Genomic DNA, 21,427 nt, shown 5'->3' on the forward strand with positions numbered 1-21,427 from the left:
TGTCAATAAGGGATTAGAATGTAAATTGAATACCCATAAAATACTCTCTTGAATTTGGAAAGCTCAACCCCCAAGGCGTTTGCCCATCGATACCACGGCTTAGATTGGAGCGTGTATCGCCCGAGCCCACTTCAGGATCATAACCTGAATACTTGGTAAAGGTCAGTAGGTTTTTTGCGCCTATGTAAAACCGCAGTCGGTCGATCTTCCAACGTTCAAGTCTAGGACTTGAAAAACTGTAACCAATGTTGAGGACTTTAAGCCGCAAATAAGAACCATCCTCCACAAACCTGTTGGATGCCCTTAAATTTTGATTCGGGTCGCCGAGTACAGCGCGTGGAATAGTAGTATCTGTATTTTTTGGATAGACCGTAGTTTCACCAGATACCGGATTTTTGAAGACAAGCTCCTCCGCACGATAACGATCCAGAGTCGATGCAAAATTATTGTAGTAATGGTACATTCCCTCGCCCCAATAGCGGCTATTGTTGTAGATGTCGTTTCCTTTACTTCCCTGCCACATCATCGACAGATCAAATGTGCCAATCGAACTGTTGTAGTTTACATCAGCATTGAAGCCGTAACTAAAATCAGGTATTGGGCTTCCCAAAAAATCCTTATCCTGATCATTTAAGACCTTGTCGCCATTTCGGTCATTGAAGCGTACATCGCCCAATGCTGCGTGGGGTGCAAAAGCTTTATCGGCATCCAATTGTGCCTGACTGGTATATAAACCGTTGGTGGTGTAGCCCCAAAATTCCCCTACCGAACGACCAACTGCTGTTCTTGTGACGTTTTCACCCCCAGGAGAGATACTTCCCCATAAAATTTCATTATTGTTGCCCAGACTCAGCACGCGGTTTTTCACAAAAGAAATATTGGCGCCGATACGATAGCCAAAATTACCGACCTGATCTTTGTAGGAAGCCAGGATATCCCAGCCCCGATTCCGTATGCTACCGGCATTCAGCACGGGAAAGTTGTTACCATAGCCTGCGGTAAACGAAATGGGTACATTGATCAGCATGTCCTCGGTCTTTTTATTATAGTAATCAACTGTCAAAGCCAATTTATGATCAAAAAGCTCCAGATCGAGACCAAGATCAGTTGAATACTGACTTTCCCATTTTACATTCGGATTCGAGGGAGTCTGTGGCAGGGCCCCCGTGACCATCACATTGTTCAGGTAATACCAGACATGGTCGAAACTAACTGTCCGTTGATACTGATATTGTGCAATATCCGAATTACCCAAAAGCCCGTAACTAGCTCGGAGCTTCAATTCGCTGATCGCAGGAAATGCTTTCATGAAAGATTCCTGACTGATCCGCCATCCCGCTGATACCGAAGGAAAGTTTCCATAGCGGTATTGATTGCTAAAGTTGGCCGATCCATCCCGTCGCATATTAAATGTCAACAAGTAGCGGTTATCATAATTATAGTTGACACGTCCCAGCATGGAATACATGGCAGACTGTCCCACACCTGACCCCACAAGACGGGAACTCGCCAGGGATGCCGAATTAAGGATCAAAACATCCGGACTCGGCAAACCACGGGCCCCAGCATTGACAGCATTATACCGGGATTCTTCTGAAGTGATTCCCGCCAAAGCCGAAATCGCATGCTTACCAAAGTTATTTTCATAAGTCAGCGTGTTTTCAAATAACCAGCGGTTATTCTGACTGCTGGAAATATTGAGTTCATCCGGATTATGGTTCTGATATTGTCCGACAGAGTAGTTACCTATATACCCCTCATTCCGCACCCGGCTAAGGTCGATCCCCATATTAAATTTGTAAACCAGGCCTTTTATAATCTCATAAGTAGCCCAGGCATTGCCGTTTACCGAAAAGTTGTCATTGACGTTTTTATTGAGGTATGCATTTGCCAATGCACTCTGAACATCCGTTCCATTGCCAGCTCCGGCAAAACCAGTGCTGCTGTTGGCATCGTAGAGCGGTAATGTCGAGGACCACTTTTGCGCATCGATGATATTTTTGTCGCTCCAGTTGCGGCGGGTGTAACCTAAGGAAAGGGTTTCGCCTATCTTGAGTTTTCCTTTGGTAAAATCAGAGATAAATTGGGCGCCATAATACTTATTTTTATCTTGAATAATAATGGATTTGTCTGTCGCATAGATACCGCTAAGCCGAAAATTGGCGTTTTGAGATCCGCCGGAAACCGAGAGATTATGCCGTTGATAATTGCCCGTCTGCAGCAATTCGTCCATCATATTATACCCGTGCCCGATGTCGGAGGGTTTAGACAGCGCGGCCAGATAATCTTTGCGCGAAGGATCCTTATTGTACATTTCCTCATTAATCAATTCGGCCAGTTGCTGTCCGTTCAGCAGAGGTATATTATGGGAAATATTTTTGATGCCGGCGAAGGCATTATAATCGAGCTTCACCTCTCCGGCTTTACCCCGTTTTGTGGTGACCAAAATAACGCCATTGGCCCCACGGGAACCATAGATGGCACTTGATGCGGCATCTTTCAAAACCTGAATGCTGGCAATATTATTTTCATCCGGCATAGCTCCGCCGATCATCCCATCCACGACATAGAGCGGATCGGTTCCGTTAATGGATCCAACGCCACGGATACGGATAGCGCCATTGGTTACCTGCACTCCAGGCACGGCGCTCTGAAGCGTAGCAATTGTACCACCAGGTACTTTCACCAGATCTTTGGTGTCCACAACAGCGATGGAAGAGGTCAGATCGACCTTCTTCTGTTTACCATAGCCCACCACCACAACTTCGTCCACTGCAATTTCTGCGGCAACAAGTGGAATACTGATTTCCGAAGAATTACCGATTACATATTCTGCCTGATTATAACCCACATTGGATACAATAAGGACTTCTCCCGGATTGAGTTTGAGTACAAATTCGCCTTTCTCGTTTGTTGAAGTACTGAGGGTTTTATCCTTCACTTTGATCGATGCCCCAATAATTGGTTTTCCTTGATCACTGATGATCTTTCCATGAATCACTTTTTCCTGAGCAGACAGTCGTCCAATGCCCATTAAAATGGAAGCCATTAACAACCATTTCACTTTCCTATTCCTTTCTTTGGGAAAACAAAAGAAAGAAGACACATAATTTCTGTTCATAATCTTTATTTGAGATAAATGTCTTTTTGCCCCTTGAGGCGAGTACTTGGTTATTTATTTATACAAATTGGTTATTTATTACTTATATGCTAACTGTATCTGCTCACCGCTATGTGCTATCTGGTCACATAATAAGCTCGCTTTAACAGGTGGCATCCCTTAAAAATTCACTATTGCATTTACTGGATCATTTATTTAAAATGAACTGGCTTTTCGCCAATTGGTTACAAAGCAAAGCTATTGCTTTCAACAAAATCGCTTTGCAACGAATATTTAAAAGAAGGGTAAAAATGTTTAAAAGCTGTTATCGAAGACCATTGCCATTACTTTTGGATATCGATCCAGAACCTATCTTGAGATCAAAACAGGAAACCTACTGGAGATATCATTTTGAGAGATCTATAGAAATGCGGTGATTAAGTAGCCAAGCGAAAACAGTTTAACAAAAAAAAGCAACATTAATTTATAATCTTTTGAAGAAATATTAAAAATATTTCACATCTTTGAATTGACTTATGCAATCGATTGAATTGGCCATTTAACGCATATTTTGGATAGTTTATCCGACCTATTTTTTAAAGAAAAACCAAACTTAATGGAATATTTTTCGCTATTGAAACACCATTCCGATGAAATCATCAAATTCATCGCTAATTGCGGTATATTTTCCTTACTCCTCAAAAATGGTAAGGTGATCCATTTTATACCGGACGACCCGGATCATTTTACCGAATGGCTCCATAGGAAAGGCATCAAAAATATTAAAAAATCACAATCTGTCACTATTGAGGAAGAGATTCCCGTATAAACGAATAACGGAATAATCGTATTCCTAGATAAAAAGAATTTGCTTAACGGCCGAAAATAGTACAATATTAACCAATTGAACCCTTACCCTCATTCCAGTGTATGAATGGCCAGTATTAAACTTCGCATATCCTGCTGAATAGAACGTATGGTCGCCTGCAATTCATTGTGCATATTGGCTAGATCATGTAGTTCCTCGGCTGCAAAAGTTCCACCATTCTTAAAATAAAGCTGCTGCAGGGGACTATCCGGTTCATCGTCCAAACCATATTGCAGCCAACGCTGCCGCATTGTTTCTATCAGTGACGAGTTTTCAGCGTTGCTAAATTTTTTCTCGGATAAAATTCCCCAAACTGAGCTTGGGTAGATCTGCGCCTTATTATTTTGATACCAAATACTTTCAAGCATATTACGTTGCAGCTGCATCTTGACCTTTTTGCCTTTTGGGTTCAGTGTCATAAATCCCAATACGGCGGTACCGACCCCGCCAGCGATGCTCAACCCATTGTTGAGGCCATCATTTTTGACCGTTGTTGCAGTAACCGCTGTCACCGCTCCCAGAAGTATAGAAGCCACCGTCAAACGGGTCTGCGTTTTCGCATTCAGTTCGTCTATATATCCTGCGAGCTTATCGATACGCTCACCGTTACAGTCCAACTCCGCTGCAATGGCATTCAGTTCTGTCTCAAACAGCATGTACCTTTCAGTCATCTTTTGCCTTGCCGCCAATTTCAGTGTAGCACTATTCGCAGTCCCCAAATACTGGATAATGGGTTCTGCAAGATTGAGGTATTTGATCAGCACAAAATCATGGTAAGAAAAAATTTTCCTTATCTGGATACTATCCGAGGCAGCGATTTCCTGTATTGGAATTGATGTATAGGCCACATTTGGCGCACAGTAGTTTGTTGTCAACGTATGTACCTGAACATTGTTGATCAAGGTCGAACAGGCTGTCAACAGCAATATGGACAAAAAGAGAAAAGATCTGATCGTTAGAAGAAGTATTTTCATTACCTGAGGTTATGCCTTAATTTTTACAACAATAACCTTTTCAGAATGTTTTTGCCCCACCTATTTACTTTTTTGGAAAACAAAAAGAAGGCCCTATATTTTTTTGAAAATCCGCACAACAGGTCGATCACTCCATATTTTTTTAATATATTTAAAATGAAAACAGGAACCCATTGTATACAGATACAATGCGGGTGCAAAATATACGAGCCTAGCAACATCAAAAGACCATTTATGAACAAAACCCTTTTTCGGAACCTATTTATTGTATTATCATTCGTTGTGATACTCTTGCCCATTTACCCATCTATGCGGTCGTATTTCAGCAAAACATGTATTACCGAAAAATATGGAGTCAATTACAACGAGCAACGCAAAAAGCTGGGGCTGCATCCCATTCCAGCTAGCTGGGGCAGAAGGAACCTTGATTCCTGCATCATCTGGTATAATCCGAGCGGCAATATAGGGCATCGCTGGAAAAACATCTAATTTAAAGGCTGCAGTATCAAAAAAGAACTCGATCTTTTTTCTTTCGGATATGATGCCGAAAAAAGACAATATACCAAGGTATTGGAAGTGACGACAGATTATGATTTACAGGAGAAAGTGTTGGATATCCGCTATAAAGTGCTGACCGCATCATACAGTAAACAGATCGAAAAAAAAGAAGCTGACTCATTGATCAGCTCTTTAGCGCTAAATGACTCCAAGTGATCCTTCTTCAGTAAACTTTCGATAAAAAACGGTATTGAACAATGTTCAATACCGTTTTTTATGGACATATCATTTTTACTTCCAGATACGAAGTCTTTCAAATTCACCATAACCTAACTGGTTGTTACCGGCAATCTGATAAAGTCCGACGCGCAGTCTTTTGCCGTTCAGATCGGGGCGTAGAAACGGTGTTCCGGGAAGATCCTTCCAGTCCATGCCATCTCCCGAGCAACGCAAAAAGAAATAATTACCGATCTTCTGAACCTGAAGGTAGGGCGAAAAATTTAGGCCGGTTCCTGTATTCTCTTCCTGAAAAATCTGTGGGCCGATGCTCCGCGAAAGATTGCCCAGGTTCCATCCCGTCAAAATACAATTGGTGATGTAGGCATCCTTACTATCCACGCGTTGAATCATGATACCGGCTTCACTTGATGTACGTGCTTTGCGGGCCAAGCCTGCCACATCGCTTATCTTAACCTCTAGCGTGAAATCTCCCTCCAGCTCTTTATAAACAAAGGGGGCCAGAAGGTCTGCATCACCCCATTTTGTATTTTTGGACTGGATTTTCCAGGTTCCATTCAAGTAGGAAAGCGCTGTCTGTGTACTGTCGGTTCTTTCACTGTATTGATAACCATCCCAGAAAGGAATTTTCTGATCCTTGGCGGAATAGCTTTCATCGTGTGCTGGCTGTACCAATTGCGGCCTTTTCGCCGAAACCCCTTCCACTACCGGCTTACTGACATGGCCAAAGGCATCCTTTGCCAGAACTTCGATGGATTTTCCAGGTTCGAATGATTTAAAGAGATGGTAAGACTGTTGCTTCCAGCCTGAACTTTCGCCCTCAGAACGGAAGAGATACCACATTCCCGCTTGCTTTTCGACCTGTACAAATACCTGATCCGCATTGATCAGGTGCGGCGGAGAAAGCACCTGCGGAACATACCCGTCCAGCCCATTGGCCAAGCCTGCTTTCCACTGACTGAACTTTGCGTTTATCTCATCCGATGTTAAGGTGCCAGAATAGGCGCGAAAGAAATGAAATGGATAAGCCAGTTCAATGCTAGTCTTATTTACCCCCAGCAGTTTTTCAGAAAACACCCGCTTTTCAGCCTTCCCATTGCGATAAAAGCGCTTTTTTCCTTTATCATGCACAAACAAAGCATGCTGCCAGGCAGCGCCGTCGTACCAGTCAAAATCCAGCGTATACTGCTGCTGACGAAGAATGTCCGTTAGCGCCGCACTTTCAAAAGCCTTACCTTTCAATGCCAATCTATTTCCCGCTACCACCACCTCCGCATCGTCAAGCGCCACTAAGGTATCCTTTGCTGTTCCCTGGTTCCGCAAAGTACTGAGCTTTCCGAGATTTAAATCGTCAGTTTGCAGCCCAAAGAAATCCGATTTCGGGACTTCATTGGCCAAACTGGCCACTTCCTCCTCATCCAAGCTCGTATTATATACCTGCAAACTGGATACATAGCCCGAAAAATGCTGATCCAGCACATCCGAAGCTCCCAGGACAAAAACATCCCCGGGCCTGACAAACAGCATCCTATTTTCCCTGCGTTGCAGCTTTCCGTCCACATAAATAGATTCCTGATAGCCGTCAAAAGAAAATACAATATGATGCCATATATTTGCGCCTGGAACCGATGCATATCCCAAATCAGGCCAGGAGCCATGCGTGATGGCCCCACGTCCGGGATCAGTACCATAACCAAAAATCGCTTTACTGAGATCCTGCTGCCCCGACGACCAGGCAACCAACTGTTCAAACCGGGCGATGTCCGGATTATTAACCCATAGCGCAATACTATAAGAACTATTTGTAGCCAACGACTGTGGCACAGTGAAAGTCGAGCGCAATGCGGTAGCTCCATCAAAGAAGAATGCCTTTTTACCCTGATAATTTTTAACGGCCAAGGCATGTTCTGTACTGAACATCCCCCCGAGTAGCCCTTTATTCTGAATACCTTTTACCTGTTGCCCCTCCTGGTAATTGGCCGCATCGATATGGATTAAATTACCCAATGTTATTTCCTTGACGGGCATCGTTTGTGCTGCAGACCACAGCGTCTGTTGCGCAAGCTTTTGTGCATACACTTTCATGTTCCAAACGCCACGAGGAAGTCCATTCACTTGCGTGTTCAATACATGTAATCTAACATATCTTGCCATAGCTTTGCCATGTTCAACAATAGGACTTGCCCAACGGTCATTATTCGAGCGATCTACAAAGCTTTTCCAGGCAAGACCATCCACAGAAGTTTCGAGTCGGTATTGATAGGCATAAGTCGGGTATTCAAACTGAATGGATATGGTCTGTATATCCAGCTTCTTACCCAGGTCAATAGCTACCCAGGCCGGTCCTTGATTATTTTTGGCCCGCCATAGTGTTCCATTGTTGTTGTCGACTAAGAATGCAGGCCTAAAATCTGTATTGTAGTAAGAGGAGGCCTTCACCGTTTTCCCAAAAGCCAAATCGACCGGCCCTGTAACTGTTGGAAGCAAATCTGTCACACCAGCATGTGTGGGCCGCACCGGCTCAATATCGCCGTCAGGCCTAAAGAATAGCTCGTCCATGGCAACCTGACGGTGGAAGCCGCCCCCAGCATGTGGGTTATTATGCCTGTGATAGACGATGAAATAACGATTATCCTGTTCAAGAATACTATGATGTCCCGGACCATGAATACTACCATCCTCGTTTGTAATCAATATCGGATTGGCCGATGGATATTCAAAAGGTCCCATGGGACCGATTTTACTTTTAACATATTGCACACGATAAGTACCATCTTCACAATGCCCCGAGGAGTACATCAGGTAATAGATGCCCTTACGCTTAAACATATAGGGCGCCTCAAAAAAGTCCTTTGCCACAGTATTAGGAATCAATGCTGTTTTTTCGAACGTTTTCATATCCCTGTTGAGTATCCCCACCCCACATCCATGATCGGGGTAGATTCCCCAGGTTCCCCAAAATAGATAGATGCGACCATCATCATCCCGAAAGGTTTGCCCGTCCAGAGTAATTACACCTGGAACCATATAGTTCGGGATCATCGATTTGCCACCGGCTACCAAAGGTTCCCAGGGGCCTGTGGGGCTGTCGGCCACTGCCCCAAAAATTTCTACAGGCTGACTATAATAGAGGTAATATCTTCCGTCGTATCCCTGCGTCATATCAGGAGCCCAGTACCAGTGTGTATTGGGCCAGTTCATGGGTTGAATGGTCCAGTTCTTAAAATCCCTGGATGTCCATACCTGTGATGGCCCTGCTCCCCAACCATTACCATCGGTGGTCGCATAGATATAATACGTATCTGCAATTTTCTTGATGCTCGGGTCCGCAAAATACCCAGGCAACAGTGGATTCAATACATTAGGCTGTTGGTAGGGTTTCAACGGCTGTGCCACCAGCCCTGTAAGCGACATAACCAGTGCAACCAAAATAGCGAAAGAAAAATGATGTTTCATGATAACACAAAGTTTACTGGTACATAAAAAACGATATCGCCATTCAACTAACTTTACAACAAATAAAATCTACGATAAATGTCTATTTAACATTAAATTTATAACTTCGATCATCGCATTACAAATTTTGAGGGCTAATAGGTTAAAAATGGGCTATTGAAGGTTAAAATCTACCCATAAATCGAGGGTACAATCCTTCATCTTTGTAAGAACAATGATCTTCGGCGTATTAAATGAGCAATAACATGTCAAAAATGAATCTTAAAAAAAGCTATTGGATCCTATTTGCGCTCGTATGCACACAGTTGCCAAGCAGCGTATATAGCCAACAGGACGAACACCCCGTATGGAAAGCAGTCAAAGCACAGCAAGCCACTTTAGGTGTAGAAGAGGGCGCCAAAAGCTTTACCCTCAAAAACCTCCATGTAGCTATCCTCAATGCATCGCAGACGCTATCTTCTTTTCGCCCCAACGGCGGCGAAAAAGATTTTGACTATACGCCTGTTGAGCTCCTGAGCAAAAGAGACCGCAATAAGTTTTTTCATATCGGTGATATCAATATCAGTTTGCGCCGTCAGGGTGATACCCCCTGGACTTCCTACTCATCGGCGGCAGACCGTAAGCATGTCATCCCAATAAATCCGGCAAAAAACGATCTTGCAAGCGCAGACATCAGCCCTACGCTCAACAATATTCCGTTGAAGGTTGTACGCAGCTGGCGAGATGACGGAGGCGATCTGATCCTGAGTTTTGAGGTTTCAAATCCCAACGATTATCCCATCGAAATCGGCGCGCTGGGTATCCCACTTCCCTTCAACAACAACATGGATTGGAAAAACCTCGATCAGGCACATGCACAGAATGTCTTTTTCGATCCCTATATCGGCCAAGATGCGGGTTATCTACAGGTCAACCGCCTACATGGCAATGGGCCGAGTCTACTGGTATTACCTTACAAAAATGCTGGTTTTGAAGCCTACAATCCGCTCAATACAGACCCTACCCCCCGAAGTATTACCTTTGAGGGATTTCATGAATGGATGATCCACAGTAAGGCCTATGCCGAGACCGACTGGAAAGGCGTAGAACAATGGAATACACCGACTTCTACCCTCTTGAAACCACATGATTCAAAGACCTTTGCCTTAAAATTTGTCCTCGCGCCAAGTATCCGGCAAATTGAATCGGAGTTATTGAAAAACAATAGGCCTGTTGCTATTGGACTTCCCGGATATGTTGTCCCCATGGACAATCCCGCCAAACTTTTTGTTAAGCACAACAAAGCGGTCAAAAGTGTCAGTGTCTATCCCAAAGGTGCATTGACCCTGACAAAAAAAGGAAGCACAGCTCAGCAATGGACCGAATACGAAGTGAAGGGCAACCGTTGGGGACGTGCACGGCTTACCATCAACTACAGGGATGGCATTACGCAGACGATCCACTATAAAGTAATCAAATCCGAAAAAGAAGTTGTACAGGATCTGGGCCATTTCCTCACCACCAAGCAGTGGTATGAAAATGACAAGGATCTCTTTGGCCGTTCACCGTCTGTCATATCCTATGACTATGAAGAACAGCAGCCCATCACCCAAAATAGGAGCGCCTGGTTTGCAGGCCTCAGCGATGAAGCCGGAGCAGCAAGCTGGCTTGCCGCCCTGATGAAACAAGTACTGCAGCCTGATCAACAGGAAATAGCCAAATTGAAACGTTTTGTCAATGAGACCCTATACGGTCATATCCAGCATAAAGAAGGCGACAAGAAATATGGTGTTGTCAAAAGCCTTTTTTATTATGAACCAGATTCAATGCCCGCAGGTACCTACCGTTCGGATATCAACTGGAAAACCTGGTCTGCCTGGCCCAAAAAGGAAGCCGATGACATAGGACGGTCCTACAATTATCCACATGTTGCGGCAGCACACTGGGTGATGTACAGGCTCGCCCGCAACTACAACAATCTGGTCAATGAGGAAACCTGGGACAAGTACCTCGAACGGGCTTACCAGACCAGTATCGCCATGGTCGAAAAAGCGCCTTATTACGCGCAGTTCGGTCAAATGGAAGGCAGTATCTTCCTTATCGTCCTCAATGATCTCCGTAAGGAAGGATTAACAACGATGGCCGACAAGCTTGAAGCCGCCATGCGCAAGCGAGCAGAGCATTGGAAAACCCTCAATTATCCATTCGGGAGTGAGATGCCATGGGATTCTACAGGTCAGGAAGAGGTATACCTCTGGTCGCGCTTTTTCGGCTTCGACGAAAAAGCTCAAGTGACGCTCAATGCCATCATTGCTTACATGCCTACCGTGCCGCACTGGGGTTACAATGGCAGTGCACGCCGTTATTGGGATTTTGTCTATGGCGGCAAGCTCTCCCGTATCGAGCGGCAGCTGCATCATTATGGTTCGGCCCTCAATGCCATTCCCGTCCTTACGGCCTACCGCGACCATCCAGACGATTTCTACCTGCTCCGTATCGGACATGCAGGTATGATGGGTGCATTGGCCAATGTCACAGCCGACGGCTTTGGCCCGGGAGCATTCCACTCCTACCCATCCACACTGGCCAATGACGGCATCTCGGGCGATTATGGAACCGGCTTTTATGGTTATGCCGTCAATTCGGGAACCTACATTGTCGAACATTCCGAATTTGGCTGGCTGGCTTTCAGCGGAAATCTAAAAACCGAAAAACAACAGGTCAAGGTTGCCCTGACTACAGCTTCCAAAGGACGTGTCTTCCTGGCAAAAGAAAATCTTTGGTTGACCACAGATGCCGGAGAAATTGCCGAATTACATTACGATCAAAAAGACCGCAGCGTCACCCTGATCTTCAATAATGAAGCAAAACATAACAGCACAAATATTCTGCTCAATGTAAATCCCGAAAGCCATTATGAGGTGGAAGGAATAAACCAAGATCCATTGAATCGCTATGTAATACCCCTATCAACAAAAACAGTAAAATTGAAAAAGCTGAAGTAGAAAAGAATCCAGACAACAGCCTACTAAAACATGGCCTATATCTTCGCCAGCCTCCATGCTAGAAACACAAGCGATCATAAGACGCAAAAAAATCGGGCTTTCATTTACATGGAAGCCCGATTCAAAACAAAGGCTATTTTTTCACAGTGCTATTTAGCTCAGCAGTTTTTGCTGAAATGCAAAACGGATCAGATCGGCTGTATTTTTGCTTTTGGTTTTGTCCATCAGATTCTGACGGTGCCCTTCGACAGTCCGTTTGCTCAAAAAGATCTTATCCGCAATTTCCACAGCGGTAAAACCCTGCGCAATGAGTTCCAGTACGGCAAATTCCCTTTCTGTGATTTCATACTGCGACAGCCGTGAAGTAACATCAACATTCGCGCTATTCTCAACATCAAAATTTTCCATAAACCGTAGACCGAAATTGGTCATCAGATATTTATGCCCATGAGATAAACGTAACAATCCAAATAAGATTTCATCATAATCCCCCCCTTTAGATAGATACCCGTCTGCGCCACTCCGAAAAGCTTCGGCTACATCAACCGGATCTTCAATCATGGAAAGCACAGCAAACCTAAGATCAGGATATATTTTTTTGGCCATCCGGATGAAACTTACACCATCCATGCCCTGCATATTCAGGTCCGTTAAAACCAGATCCGGCAATACATTTTGTTCAAGATAGATCAATGCATCCTCTGCACTGTCGACCTCACCTACCACCGAGAGCTTGTCGTGGGTATCAATGATCAAGCGTATCCCATTTCGCACAAGTCGATGGTCATCAACTAAAAGAATTTTAGTCATTTTTCCTCCAATCCTACTAAGATACTTTATTTTTTTTAATAGGCTATTTTTTAAATTTAGTTCAAGTAAAAATCCCCTACAAGTCTACTTCACCTTTCGCCATATCTTTTCATTGCCCACCTGATTATAGCGGTGTGCCAACGCAGAAAAGCGCAGTGTCTCCTGACTGCCCAAGGCGAGGTATCCGAATGTTTCGAGGCTTTCATCAAAAAGGGACAATACCCTGGCCTGAAGCTGCGTATCAAAATAAATCAGCACATTGCGGCATAGAATCAGCTGAAAAGCATTAAAAGAAGCATCACTCACCAGATTGTGAGATGCAAAAACAATACGTTCCCGCAAGGTGGAATTGAGTTTTACCCAATTATAATTCGCGCTGTAGTACGCTGAAAAATCAGCTTTACCGCCCGAAAGCTGATAATTTTCGACATAGGATTTTAGATTTGCCATCGGGATGACGGCCTTCTTTGCCTGCTCGAGCACCGAGGGGTTGATATCGGTGCCATAGATCAATGATTTGTGCAATAGATTTTCTTCTTGCAATAAAATTGCCAGCGAGTACGCTTCCTCACCTGTTGCACAGCCCGCTATCCAGATGCGGATAAAGGGCGAAGTACGCAATTTTGGAAGGATTTCATGGCGAAGATTTGCGAAAAAGCTTGGATCACGAAACATTTCGGTTACGTTCACGGTCATCTTTTCGACAAATCGCTGCACGTATTCCGGATCGTGGACAACACGATAACGTAGCTCGGCGAAACTCGCAAAATTATCCAGCAGGCAAAGCTGGTTGATCCGCCGCGATAAGGATGCTTTCGTATAGTGGGTAAAGTCGTAACCATAGAGACGCTCCACATCCTCCATCAGGATCATGACCTGCTCTTGGCTGACAATTTTTTTCCCTGTGGTCATCCTGCTATTTCTCTTATCATCTGCACAAGCAGTTCAATGTCGATCGGTTTCGAGATATAGCCATTTGCTCCTGCAGACAGGCATTTTTCACGATCACCGGTCATAGCTTGTGCCGTTACGGCGATGATAGGCAATTCACTTGCATTCCATGAATCACGGATCAGCTTGGTAGCTTCATAGCCGTCTATCTCGGGCATCATCATATCCATGAGCACAACACCTATGCCGCCATGATCCCGTAACTGAGCAAGTCCTTCTTCTGCAGACAGACTGCCTATCGCCTGAAAACCTCTTGACTTCAAAGCCAATTTCAACGCAAATATATTGTTCTGATCATCGTCGATGATCAATATGGTTTTGTTTTTATCCATGCTCCTTATTTATTGCGTTATTATTCATACAGCCATACGCGCAAGAGAGACAATAGCTGATCGATATCCACCGGTTTGGATATATAATCAGACGCTCCTGCGGCAATACATTTTTCCCTATCCCCCATCATTGATTTGGCTGTAACAGCAATAATGGGCATGTTTTCGTATCGCTGATCTTTTCGTATCGAAGCAATCGTTTCGTAACCATCCATTTCGGGCATCATCATGTCCATCAGGATCACCGCCACATCCGGATTATCTTCCAGCTGTTTCAGCGCATCTTTTCCGTCCGTTGCCGGCACCACGGTCATCTGATATTTTTCGAGCGCTTTGGTTAGCGAGAAAATATTTCGAATGTCGTCATCCGCTACAAGTACTTTTTTTCCCTGCAGAACATCCTGCAAAAAGCCAAGTCCACCCGGCGATTTGGTAGAAGGACCATTATTTTCCTCTACGAGATGTAGAAATAAACCCACTTCGTCCAAAATACGCTGATAGGAATTAGCCGTTTTTACAATGATAGAATCCGCATACCGTTTTAATTTCATTTCCTCTACCTGCGAGAGGTTCTTACCGGTAAATACAATAATCGGCAAATTTTCAAGGCCTTGGTTTCGTTTCACAGCCTCCAATGTCTCGTAGCCAACACGGTCTGGAACCCCCATATCAAGGATCACACAGTCGGCAGTGTCTGAGCTCAGCGCCACAATGCTATCTTCTACATTGCTCTTAATCTCCGAGGCAATGTCAAAACTTTCAAGGAAGAGCGACAGCGCCGCCGCATGTTTGGGATTTTCTTCAACGATCAGTACTTTTTTGGGATGCCGCGTGAGGGCAGCCTCTATTTTACGGAACATATCACCCATCTGTTCCAATGCCATCGGTTTATTGATAAAGTCTATGGCGCCCTGAAGCAGGCTTTCTCTTTTAACCTGTAAAGAAGACATAATATGCACGGGTATATGACGAGTCTTGGGGTTTTCCTTGATCTCAGCCATTACCTGCCATCCATCTTTAAGTGGAAGCTGAATATCCAATAGGACCGCCAACGGCATATAACGTGCCACCATCTCCGCCGCGATATCACCACGGACGACCACGATACCTTTGTAGTTTTGCTGACGCGTATATTTCAGCAGGATCTTTGCGAACTCAATATCATCTTCAACAATCAGGATAAAGCGGTCGCCTGCGACGATGCTATCGCGATCATCAGGAATATCGGCTGGAATAGGAATCTCAGGCATCCTTTCCACGGCCTGCACTGCCACTTGTGAATCTTGTTCCACTACAGCGGGCTCCAGCGTTTCAACGTCTGTTTCTCCGATCGTTGGTCGCTGCAAATCCGCAGCAAATACGGATGGCATGTTGCCCGAAATCTGCTCCGGAAGGATAAGGCGGAATACACTGCCTTTGTTTTCTTCACTATCCAACAAGATTTCGCCTCCGAGCAGACGTGCCAGTTCCCGACTGATCGAGAGCCCCAGTCCAGTGCCCCCAAATTTGCGGCGCGTCGAACCATCAGCCTGTTGAAAAGCTTCAAAAATCAGATGCTGCTTGTCTTTTGGTATTCCTATTCCCGTATCGCGCACTTCAAATACGATACGGTGTCTCTGCGACTGTTCGCGGTCAATATGCAAGGTAACCTTACCCGAGGCTGTGAATTTGATGGCATTCGACAATAGATTACGTAAAATCTGATCCAGGCGCTGCTTGTCTGTTTCGAGCTGAATCGGCAAACCCTCCGCGGCGCTCATTTCTAATCCGAGCTGCTTATCCGCGGCGATTGGTCCGAACATAGCCGTCAGTCCATTCAGTATATCGGCAAAATATACAGGCTGTACATCCAGATCCATTTTTCCGGACTCTATTTTGGAAAGATCCAGAATCTCATCTATCAAGGTCAGCAGGCTCTTTCCCGAACTTTGGATCACAGCTGCCGATTCCATCTGCTCTTCATTCAGGTTACCATCCGAATTTTCGGCCATCAAACGGGAAAGTAACAGAATTGAATTGAGCGGTGTACGTAGTTCATGCGACATATTGGCCAAAAACTCAGACTTATAGCGTGTACTTTGCTCAAGCTCTGCCGCCTTTTTCTGAATTTCCTGATTTCGTTCGGCAATTTCAACATTTTTATCTTCCAACAGTTTGGAGCGTTCCTCCAATTCACGGTTAGACTGCACCAGTTCTTCCTGCTGCACACGGAGTTCCTCCTCCGATGCCTGCAATTTATGCGTATGCATTTCGAGGCTCGAATTAAGGGATTCCAATTCGGTATGCTGTGCCTGCAGCTCTTCGGTCTGTGCCTGGGTTTCTTCCAATAGATTCTGCACCACCAGTCTGGCCTGCGCCGCCGCAAGTGTAGTACCTACCTTTTGCACTGCATCTCTAAAAAATGTCAACTGTATGGAAGAAAAAGGCTGTAATGCCCCCAGCTCCATCACACCGATACATTGGTTATCCTCAAAAATAGGCAAGATAAAAAGGTTGTTCACCTGCACCTTTCCGTTGGCAAAACTGATAACATAGCTGCTATTTTCGAGGTTTTCAAATAACTTTTCTTTCTCGTCTTTAAAGACCTGACCGACCATGCCTTCTCCTGGAGCGAAGCGATTATGGTCGGGATTTTCGAGTCCATAGGACCCCCTTAAGACAAGTTCATCCTGTTCCATCAGGTAAATGGCACCATTGACACAGTTGCCATATTTTGTCAGATGGCCGAGCGTAACGGCTGTGAGCTCTTCCTGCTGTTTATTACCCATCAAGAGGTTGCTCAGCTGGGTTAGTCCGGCCTGATGCCAATTGTTATCACTGAGTTCATCAAAAGATGTTTTGAGCGACCTAGCCATTTCGTTGAGGGATCCTGTCAAGCTGCCCAGATCGTCCTGTTCGGCATCCTGAATCTGCATTTCATAATTGCCGGCAGCAATCTCGCGTGCTATACGCTGAGTAATACTCAGTCGGCGCTGGATCTCCTCATCTTTTCGTTTCAGGTCATTCTGCAACTCCTCACGCTTAAAGAAATCTGCCCTGAGGCGGAAGTAAAAAAACAGCGTAATCAGCAACGAAACTGCCGCAGCCAATAAAACAAATATGGAGGTGTATCCCGAAGAGCGTGTAAGTTCATCTGAACGTCGATTGAGCAGCGATTCTTCTTTATCTATGATTTTGCTGATCAACAAACGGCAACTGTCCATATAGGTTTTTCCTTCTTCAAGCTGGGCAACAGAGATCATACCACCTCGTTTTTTGATGTTCACCAAATTCTCTAATCGATTTAGTCGAGACTGAACAAGTGTTGACAGGGTATCAATCACCTTCTGCTGCGCTGGGTTATCAGCCGTAAGATCGTGCGCGCGGCTCAGCGATTGAGGCAAAGACTGAAGACCATTTTTGTAGGGATCGAGAAACTTATCCATCCCCGTCAGCAGGAAGCCGCGCTGGCCCGTTTCTGCATTCTGTAAATCCTGCAAAATTTTATTGACACGGCTCATGACACGGCGACTGTGATCGACCATCGCACTATTATGGATCTGCTTACGGATACTCACATAAGAAGCCGTTGAACTCGCTAACAGGATCAACAGTGAAATTCCAAAACCTACCTGCAGGTTTCTTAAAATAGTTTTAGGCATGCTTTTCAACAATTGAGTTAAGACAATGCCAACTGATGATTTAGATGGCCGCCAAATATAGCAATAGGGAGCTTAAATTAAATCCCGTGTCGCCCGGCCCCAACTATCTTACCGTATTTTAACAAAAACTTACGTATTTATCCCCCTTCAGCAATCTTGCTGGCAATAATAGCCGAGGTAGCGGCGCAAAAATCTAGGCCCGAATAATCCGGATTATAGCCGCCCATGTAAGGTACAGCCATCATGAAAAGACGTTGACTGGCGTTGCCGCTGTGGTCTACCAGCCGGAAGCTGTCGTCTATCTTTACCCCGGGCACCTGCAAAAAAATGGCGCCATCCGGAGCTACAAACATATGGTCGTTGCCTGCCAGCATTTGTTCTTTGGCCTGTTCCACTGAACGAAATCGCAGGTAAGCTGGACTGACATTGCCATTGTCGACTAAACTCTTGAAAGGAAATTCTTCAAAGTTCAAGGGGCGCTGTCCTACACAGTCCACAAATGTCTTATAATAGGTTTTTACTTCTATCCCAGATTCATCGGTATAAAAATAGTTAGCGCCGCGGTCGCTCGCAGGTTCAACCCGACTGTCCGTACCAACATTGACCACTTCCAGCCGACCAGCATCGTGTAGTGCGAGGAGCTCACGACTGGAACTCTGCGGCACAAAAGCGATGACAATGGAAATCAACGGCATCAGTACTTTTTTTAGACGCAGCATATCTTCGGCAGACATATATTTGGCCGGGTAATTCAGGGTAAAGCTCAAGGCAGAAAGCACTTCTTTCCAATAGATAGACTGACGCCTTCTGATAGATTTCAGCGCTTGTTCGTGCTCTTGGCGAAATCCCTCGAAGGCATCTTTCTGTTCCCTTAAACTGAGTACTGCTTCTACAAAGTCTTCCAGGCTGAGCTTTTCCACGATCGCATAAAAGTCGGGATCCTTTTCTTTAAACTGCGCTTTAAAATTACGATCGAACAGAAAATCCAACGACACGAAACCTTCATTTTCAAGTCTGTTAAGCATGAGTTCCTCTTCGGAGATCAAGAGCTTGTTGGCTAGGAAAGGTTCTTCCTGATGGAATCGGATCGCAGGCAGAAGACCACTGCGGGTATGCATCAATAACTTAAAATTTTCACTTCCCGGGTCGATCTGATATCTTAACTCACCTGTCTCCAGCGCCTCAAAAGACCCATTGTGGCGTGCCAGTGTACGGATAGCATCGATTGCCGTGAGCGAAGCGCCACGTAAGCCTACTGCATGGTCTGTTTTTAAGGCGAGCTTTGACGGCGGATAGGGTGATTCAAAATAATGTTCTACATTGCCCTCATACCTGGTTGGCCATTTATGTCCGGTACAGATGATAACCTTGTCTACGATATAGGTATCGGTGCTGCCCACCATGATTTTAACCTGCATCTGGCTATCGAGATCAATGATATCACTGACCTGGCTGCCGAGATGAATCTGTGTTTCTATCCCCTTTCCATCCGCCATCCGTTTCAATAGCATAAACTGCTCCGACAGATAGCGGCCAAGGAGCAGCCGTGGTACCACTTTGTAGCGATTAAAATCGTCAACATCGATGCCATAGCTTCGGAGCGTGGTCTCCGATAAGGATTGAACATAATCCTCAATCGTCGAAACCAGTGCGGGAATTTCATGATCCGAGACATTAGTTAGATGCTCCGATGTAGCACCTTCGTAGCTATAAGGCATCCCTGCCCCCAATTGCTTGCGGGACTCGAAAATAGATACTTTGAGACCGGCTATATTCTTTTCGACCAATCTCTTGTACATAAACAGGCCACTGGGTCCACCCCCGATAATGGCTACATGAATGTTTTGTTGCATAGTTTTCGTTGCGCTGCCTAAAGGACAGTATTCGGTTCTAAGAACAAGGGTAAATTGCAGAAAGTTTTAGGCCCATTTATTCCCGGACAATAAAAAACGGGATAAATACGGGCCACGATTTAAATACCTGAATCTCGGATTCTGCAAACGATCACCAGGTACCTGCTGTTTTTCGAATAAACAAAATGATAACAAATAACAATATTATGGAAAACAACATCAACAATCCAGAGATCATCAATGACATTATTAAGATCAACAACGACCGCATCGAGGGTTATAAAAAAGCTATTGATCTGGCGACAAGTCATGGTTTAGATAAACTTATACCAACATTTCAAAAATTTATCGGACAATCGGAAGAATTTATTGCCGAGTTGACACCTTATGTTGAGCTTGAAGGCAAAGAGGCGACGGATAGCACCATGCTTAGCGGCAAGCTTTTCCGCGCCTGGATGGGGATAAAAGTGAATATTACGGGAGATGACGAAAGAAGCCTGCTCGAAACCTGTGAGCAGGGAGAAGATGCCTTCAAATCAACTTATCAAACAGCTTTGGCTGAAGGATCGGAAGAACTTTCGCAAAATGTTCATAGCTTAATCAATACACAGCTCAGCAAACAGCTTGAAGCGCATAATATCATTAAAATGCTGCGCGATAGCAAAACCCTCTAAGATTGAAATAGTAATTTTTCTTTTTCACGAAAAATACCGAAGTGTATATTGCTTCGGTATTTTTTTTATGTCTCGACTTCATCATCGACTCATCTTAGCCAAGAATGTAGCGCCGCTTTTGCTGATTGCTTCCATTTCTCCCGAACAGAGATTGTTGTCGTAACCATAAGCGGAAAAAGGGAATCTGAAAAATCATATATTATAGCAGCATTGACATAAACGGTTAAAAAAAGTAATATTTTACATCACTTGCGTCCTAAACGTTTAAAAAGTGGCGGTGTTTGGATATAGCAAAGTTGCTATATTTAAATTGCAAAATTATAACACACCGCCATGATAAATTTAAATGTTTTTAGTCAGATTTTATCTCTTATCGACCGCGAATTATTCAAAGATTTGGTTTCAAAGCACAAAAGTGACAAACATCAGAAAGGGATCAACAGCTGGACGCATCTAGTCAGTATGCTTTTCTGTCATTTTTCCTCGGCAGATTCGGTTCGTGATATTAGTAACGGTCTACGCAGTACCACTGGTAAAAGGACACCCATTTTCGCAAAGATCTTGGTCAGCTAAAGCGTAAAGTATATCTGATGGATGCAAGCATCATCCCCTTATGTCTATCTGTATTTGACTGGGCAAAGTTTCGCAGCACCAAAGGTGCCGTAAAGCTGCACACTGTCTTGGATTATGATGGCTGCCTACCTGTTTTTATGCAGATTACCGATGGAAAAGTACATGAGAGCCAGCGAGCCGGTAGTTACAGTTTTTCCAAGGGAAGCGTGGTGGTAGTGGACCGTGGCTACGTGGATTACAGCTGGCTTGGGGATTTGGACAGCAGGGGGTGTTACTTCGTTACCAGGAGTAAAGTTAATATGAAGTACAAGGTTATCAAGTCCTATCAGAGTGAAGCACTCATGGAAAAGGGGATCCTTAAGGATGAGCTCATTGAGCTATCCGGTGCTGCCTGCAATAAATACAACGGCAAGCCGCTACGCCTAGTCCACTTTTGGGACAGCACCACTGGCAATGAGTACCACTTTTTGACCAAT

General features: G+C 44.7%; 14 protein-coding genes and 1 pseudogene. 7 read left to right on the forward strand and 8 right to left on the reverse strand.

All coding sequences use genetic code 11. The features are described from left to right. Positions 1-13 precede the first annotated feature (13 nt). Positions 14-3,121 (reverse strand): SusC/RagA family TonB-linked outer membrane protein, encoded by a 3,108-nt coding sequence (locus L1283_RS06925; RefSeq protein WP_429625978.1) that lies wholly within the window; start codon positions 3,119-3,121, stop codon positions 14-16. Between the two features lie 595 nt (positions 3,122-3,716). On the opposite strand from L1283_RS06925, the gene L1283_RS06930 reads away from it, so the two are divergent. Further along, a complete protein-coding gene (locus L1283_RS06930) occupies positions 3,717-3,929 on the forward strand; it encodes a hypothetical protein (protein ID WP_075993573.1) in 213 nt (70 codons plus the stop codon). Between the two features lie 89 nt (positions 3,930-4,018). Here the strand turns inward: L1283_RS06930 and L1283_RS06935 are convergent, their stop codons facing one another. Next, positions 4,019-4,942 (reverse strand): hypothetical protein, encoded by a 924-nt coding sequence (locus L1283_RS06935; RefSeq protein WP_248932091.1) that lies wholly within the window; start codon positions 4,940-4,942, stop codon positions 4,019-4,021. A gap of 234 nt (positions 4,943-5,176) precedes the next feature. Here L1283_RS06935 and L1283_RS06940 point away from each other — a divergent pair, with 234 nt between their 5' ends. Beyond that, a complete protein-coding gene (locus L1283_RS06940; RefSeq protein ID WP_429625979.1) occupies positions 5,177-5,431 on the forward strand; it encodes a hypothetical protein in 255 nt (84 codons plus the stop codon). An 81-nt stretch (positions 5,432-5,512) separates the two neighbouring features. Next, positions 5,513-5,656: a hypothetical protein gene (locus tag L1283_RS06945; protein ID WP_429625980.1), complete on the forward strand. Its 144-nt coding sequence runs from the start codon at positions 5,513-5,515 to the stop codon at positions 5,654-5,656. A 75-nt stretch (positions 5,657-5,731) separates the two neighbouring features. On the opposite strand, the gene L1283_RS06950 is transcribed toward L1283_RS06945, so the two are convergent. Next, entirely contained in the window at positions 5,732-9,133 is a 3,402-nt protein-coding gene (locus L1283_RS06950; RefSeq protein WP_312352605.1) for a family 43 glycosylhydrolase, read from the reverse strand. Between the two features lie 254 nt (positions 9,134-9,387). Here L1283_RS06950 and L1283_RS06955 point away from each other — a divergent pair, with 254 nt between their 5' ends. After that, on the forward strand, positions 9,388-12,117 hold the full coding sequence (locus L1283_RS06955; protein WP_312352606.1) for a DUF5695 domain-containing protein: 2,730 nt from the start codon (positions 9,388-9,390) through the stop codon (positions 12,115-12,117). A 153-nt stretch (positions 12,118-12,270) separates the two neighbouring features. Here the strand turns inward: L1283_RS06955 and L1283_RS06960 are convergent, their stop codons facing one another. The 5 genes from L1283_RS06960 to L1283_RS06980 form a co-directional block, all read right to left on the reverse strand. After that, positions 12,271-12,927 (reverse strand): response regulator transcription factor, encoded by a 657-nt coding sequence (locus tag L1283_RS06960; RefSeq protein WP_312352607.1) that lies wholly within the window; start codon positions 12,925-12,927, stop codon positions 12,271-12,273. An 84-nt stretch (positions 12,928-13,011) separates the two neighbouring features. After that, the gene (locus L1283_RS06965) at positions 13,012-13,839 is read right to left on the reverse strand and encodes a CheR family methyltransferase (RefSeq protein WP_312352608.1); all 828 of its coding nucleotides are present in this window, start codon (positions 13,837-13,839) and stop codon (positions 13,012-13,014) included. After that, positions 13,836-14,210 (reverse strand): response regulator, encoded by a 375-nt coding sequence (locus L1283_RS06970; protein ID WP_088162353.1) that lies wholly within the window; start codon positions 14,208-14,210, stop codon positions 13,836-13,838. Before L1283_RS06970 ends, L1283_RS06965 begins: the two co-directional genes overlap by 4 nt. Positions 14,211-14,230: 20 nt before the next feature. Further along, a complete protein-coding gene (locus L1283_RS06975) occupies positions 14,231-17,851 on the reverse strand; it encodes a response regulator (protein WP_429625981.1) in 3,621 nt (1,206 codons plus the stop codon). A gap of 137 nt (positions 17,852-17,988) precedes the next feature. Next, positions 17,989-19,704, reverse strand: a complete 1,716-nt coding sequence (locus tag L1283_RS06980) for an FAD/NAD(P)-binding protein (protein WP_429625982.1) — start codon at positions 19,702-19,704, stop codon at positions 17,989-17,991. Positions 19,705-19,910: 206 nt separating this feature from the next. On the opposite strand from L1283_RS06980, the gene L1283_RS06985 reads away from it, so the two are divergent. The 3 genes and pseudogenes from L1283_RS06985 to L1283_RS06995 all read left to right on the forward strand — a co-directional run. After that, positions 19,911-20,378, forward strand: coding sequence for a PA2169 family four-helix-bundle protein (locus L1283_RS06985; protein ID WP_075994905.1), 468 nt, complete (start codon positions 19,911-19,913; stop codon positions 20,376-20,378). A 333-nt stretch (positions 20,379-20,711) separates the two neighbouring features. Beyond that, positions 20,712-20,951 (forward strand): DUF4372 domain-containing protein, encoded by a 240-nt coding sequence (locus tag L1283_RS06990; protein ID WP_145327922.1) that lies wholly within the window; start codon positions 20,712-20,714, stop codon positions 20,949-20,951. Positions 20,952-20,962: 11 nt separating this feature from the next. After that, a pseudogene (locus L1283_RS06995) lies at positions 20,963-21,427 on the forward strand (transposase); the annotation flags it as partial.

Origin of the sequence: Sphingobacterium sp. HSC-15S19, assembly GCF_050433745.1 — a bacterium.
GTDB classification, from domain to species: Bacteria; Bacteroidota; Bacteroidia; order Sphingobacteriales; family Sphingobacteriaceae; genus Sphingobacterium; species Sphingobacterium siyangense.

What these genes read in the sequence shown, in the direction of transcription:
- L1283_RS06990 (WP_145327922.1), top strand. Translation starts at nt 20,712, where the DNA reads ATGATAAATTTAAATGTTTTTAGTCAGATTTTATCTCTTATCGACCGC.
- L1283_RS06940 (WP_429625979.1), top strand. Translation starts at nt 5,177, where the DNA reads ATGAACAAAACCCTTTTTCGGAACCTATTTATTGTATTATCATTCGTT.
- L1283_RS06975 (WP_429625981.1), bottom strand. Translation starts at nt 17,851, where the DNA reads ATGCCTAAAACTATTTTAAGAAACCTGCAGGTAGGTTTTGGAATTTCA.
- L1283_RS06960 (WP_312352607.1), bottom strand. Translation starts at nt 12,927, where the DNA reads ATGACTAAAATTCTTTTAGTTGATGACCATCGACTTGTGCGAAATGGG.
- L1283_RS06970 (WP_088162353.1), bottom strand. Translation starts at nt 14,210, where the DNA reads ATGGATAAAAACAAAACCATATTGATCATCGACGATGATCAGAACAAT.
- L1283_RS06985 (WP_075994905.1), top strand. Translation starts at nt 19,911, where the DNA reads ATGGAAAACAACATCAACAATCCAGAGATCATCAATGACATTATTAAG.
- L1283_RS06935 (WP_248932091.1), bottom strand. Translation starts at nt 4,942, where the DNA reads ATGAAAATACTTCTTCTAACGATCAGATCTTTTCTCTTTTTGTCCATA.
- L1283_RS06930 (WP_075993573.1), top strand. Translation starts at nt 3,717, where the DNA reads ATGGAATATTTTTCGCTATTGAAACACCATTCCGATGAAATCATCAAA.
- L1283_RS06980 (WP_429625982.1), bottom strand. Translation starts at nt 19,704, where the DNA reads ATGCAACAAAACATTCATGTAGCCATTATCGGGGGTGGACCCAGTGGC.
- L1283_RS06965 (WP_312352608.1), bottom strand. Translation starts at nt 13,839, where the DNA reads ATGACCACAGGGAAAAAAATTGTCAGCCAAGAGCAGGTCATGATCCTG.
- L1283_RS06925 (WP_429625978.1), bottom strand. Translation starts at nt 3,121, where the DNA reads ATGAACAGAAATTATGTGTCTTCTTTCTTTTGTTTTCCCAAAGAAAGG.
- L1283_RS06955 (WP_312352606.1), top strand. Translation starts at nt 9,388, where the DNA reads ATGAATCTTAAAAAAAGCTATTGGATCCTATTTGCGCTCGTATGCACA.
- L1283_RS06950 (WP_312352605.1), bottom strand. Translation starts at nt 9,133, where the DNA reads ATGAAACATCATTTTTCTTTCGCTATTTTGGTTGCACTGGTTATGTCG.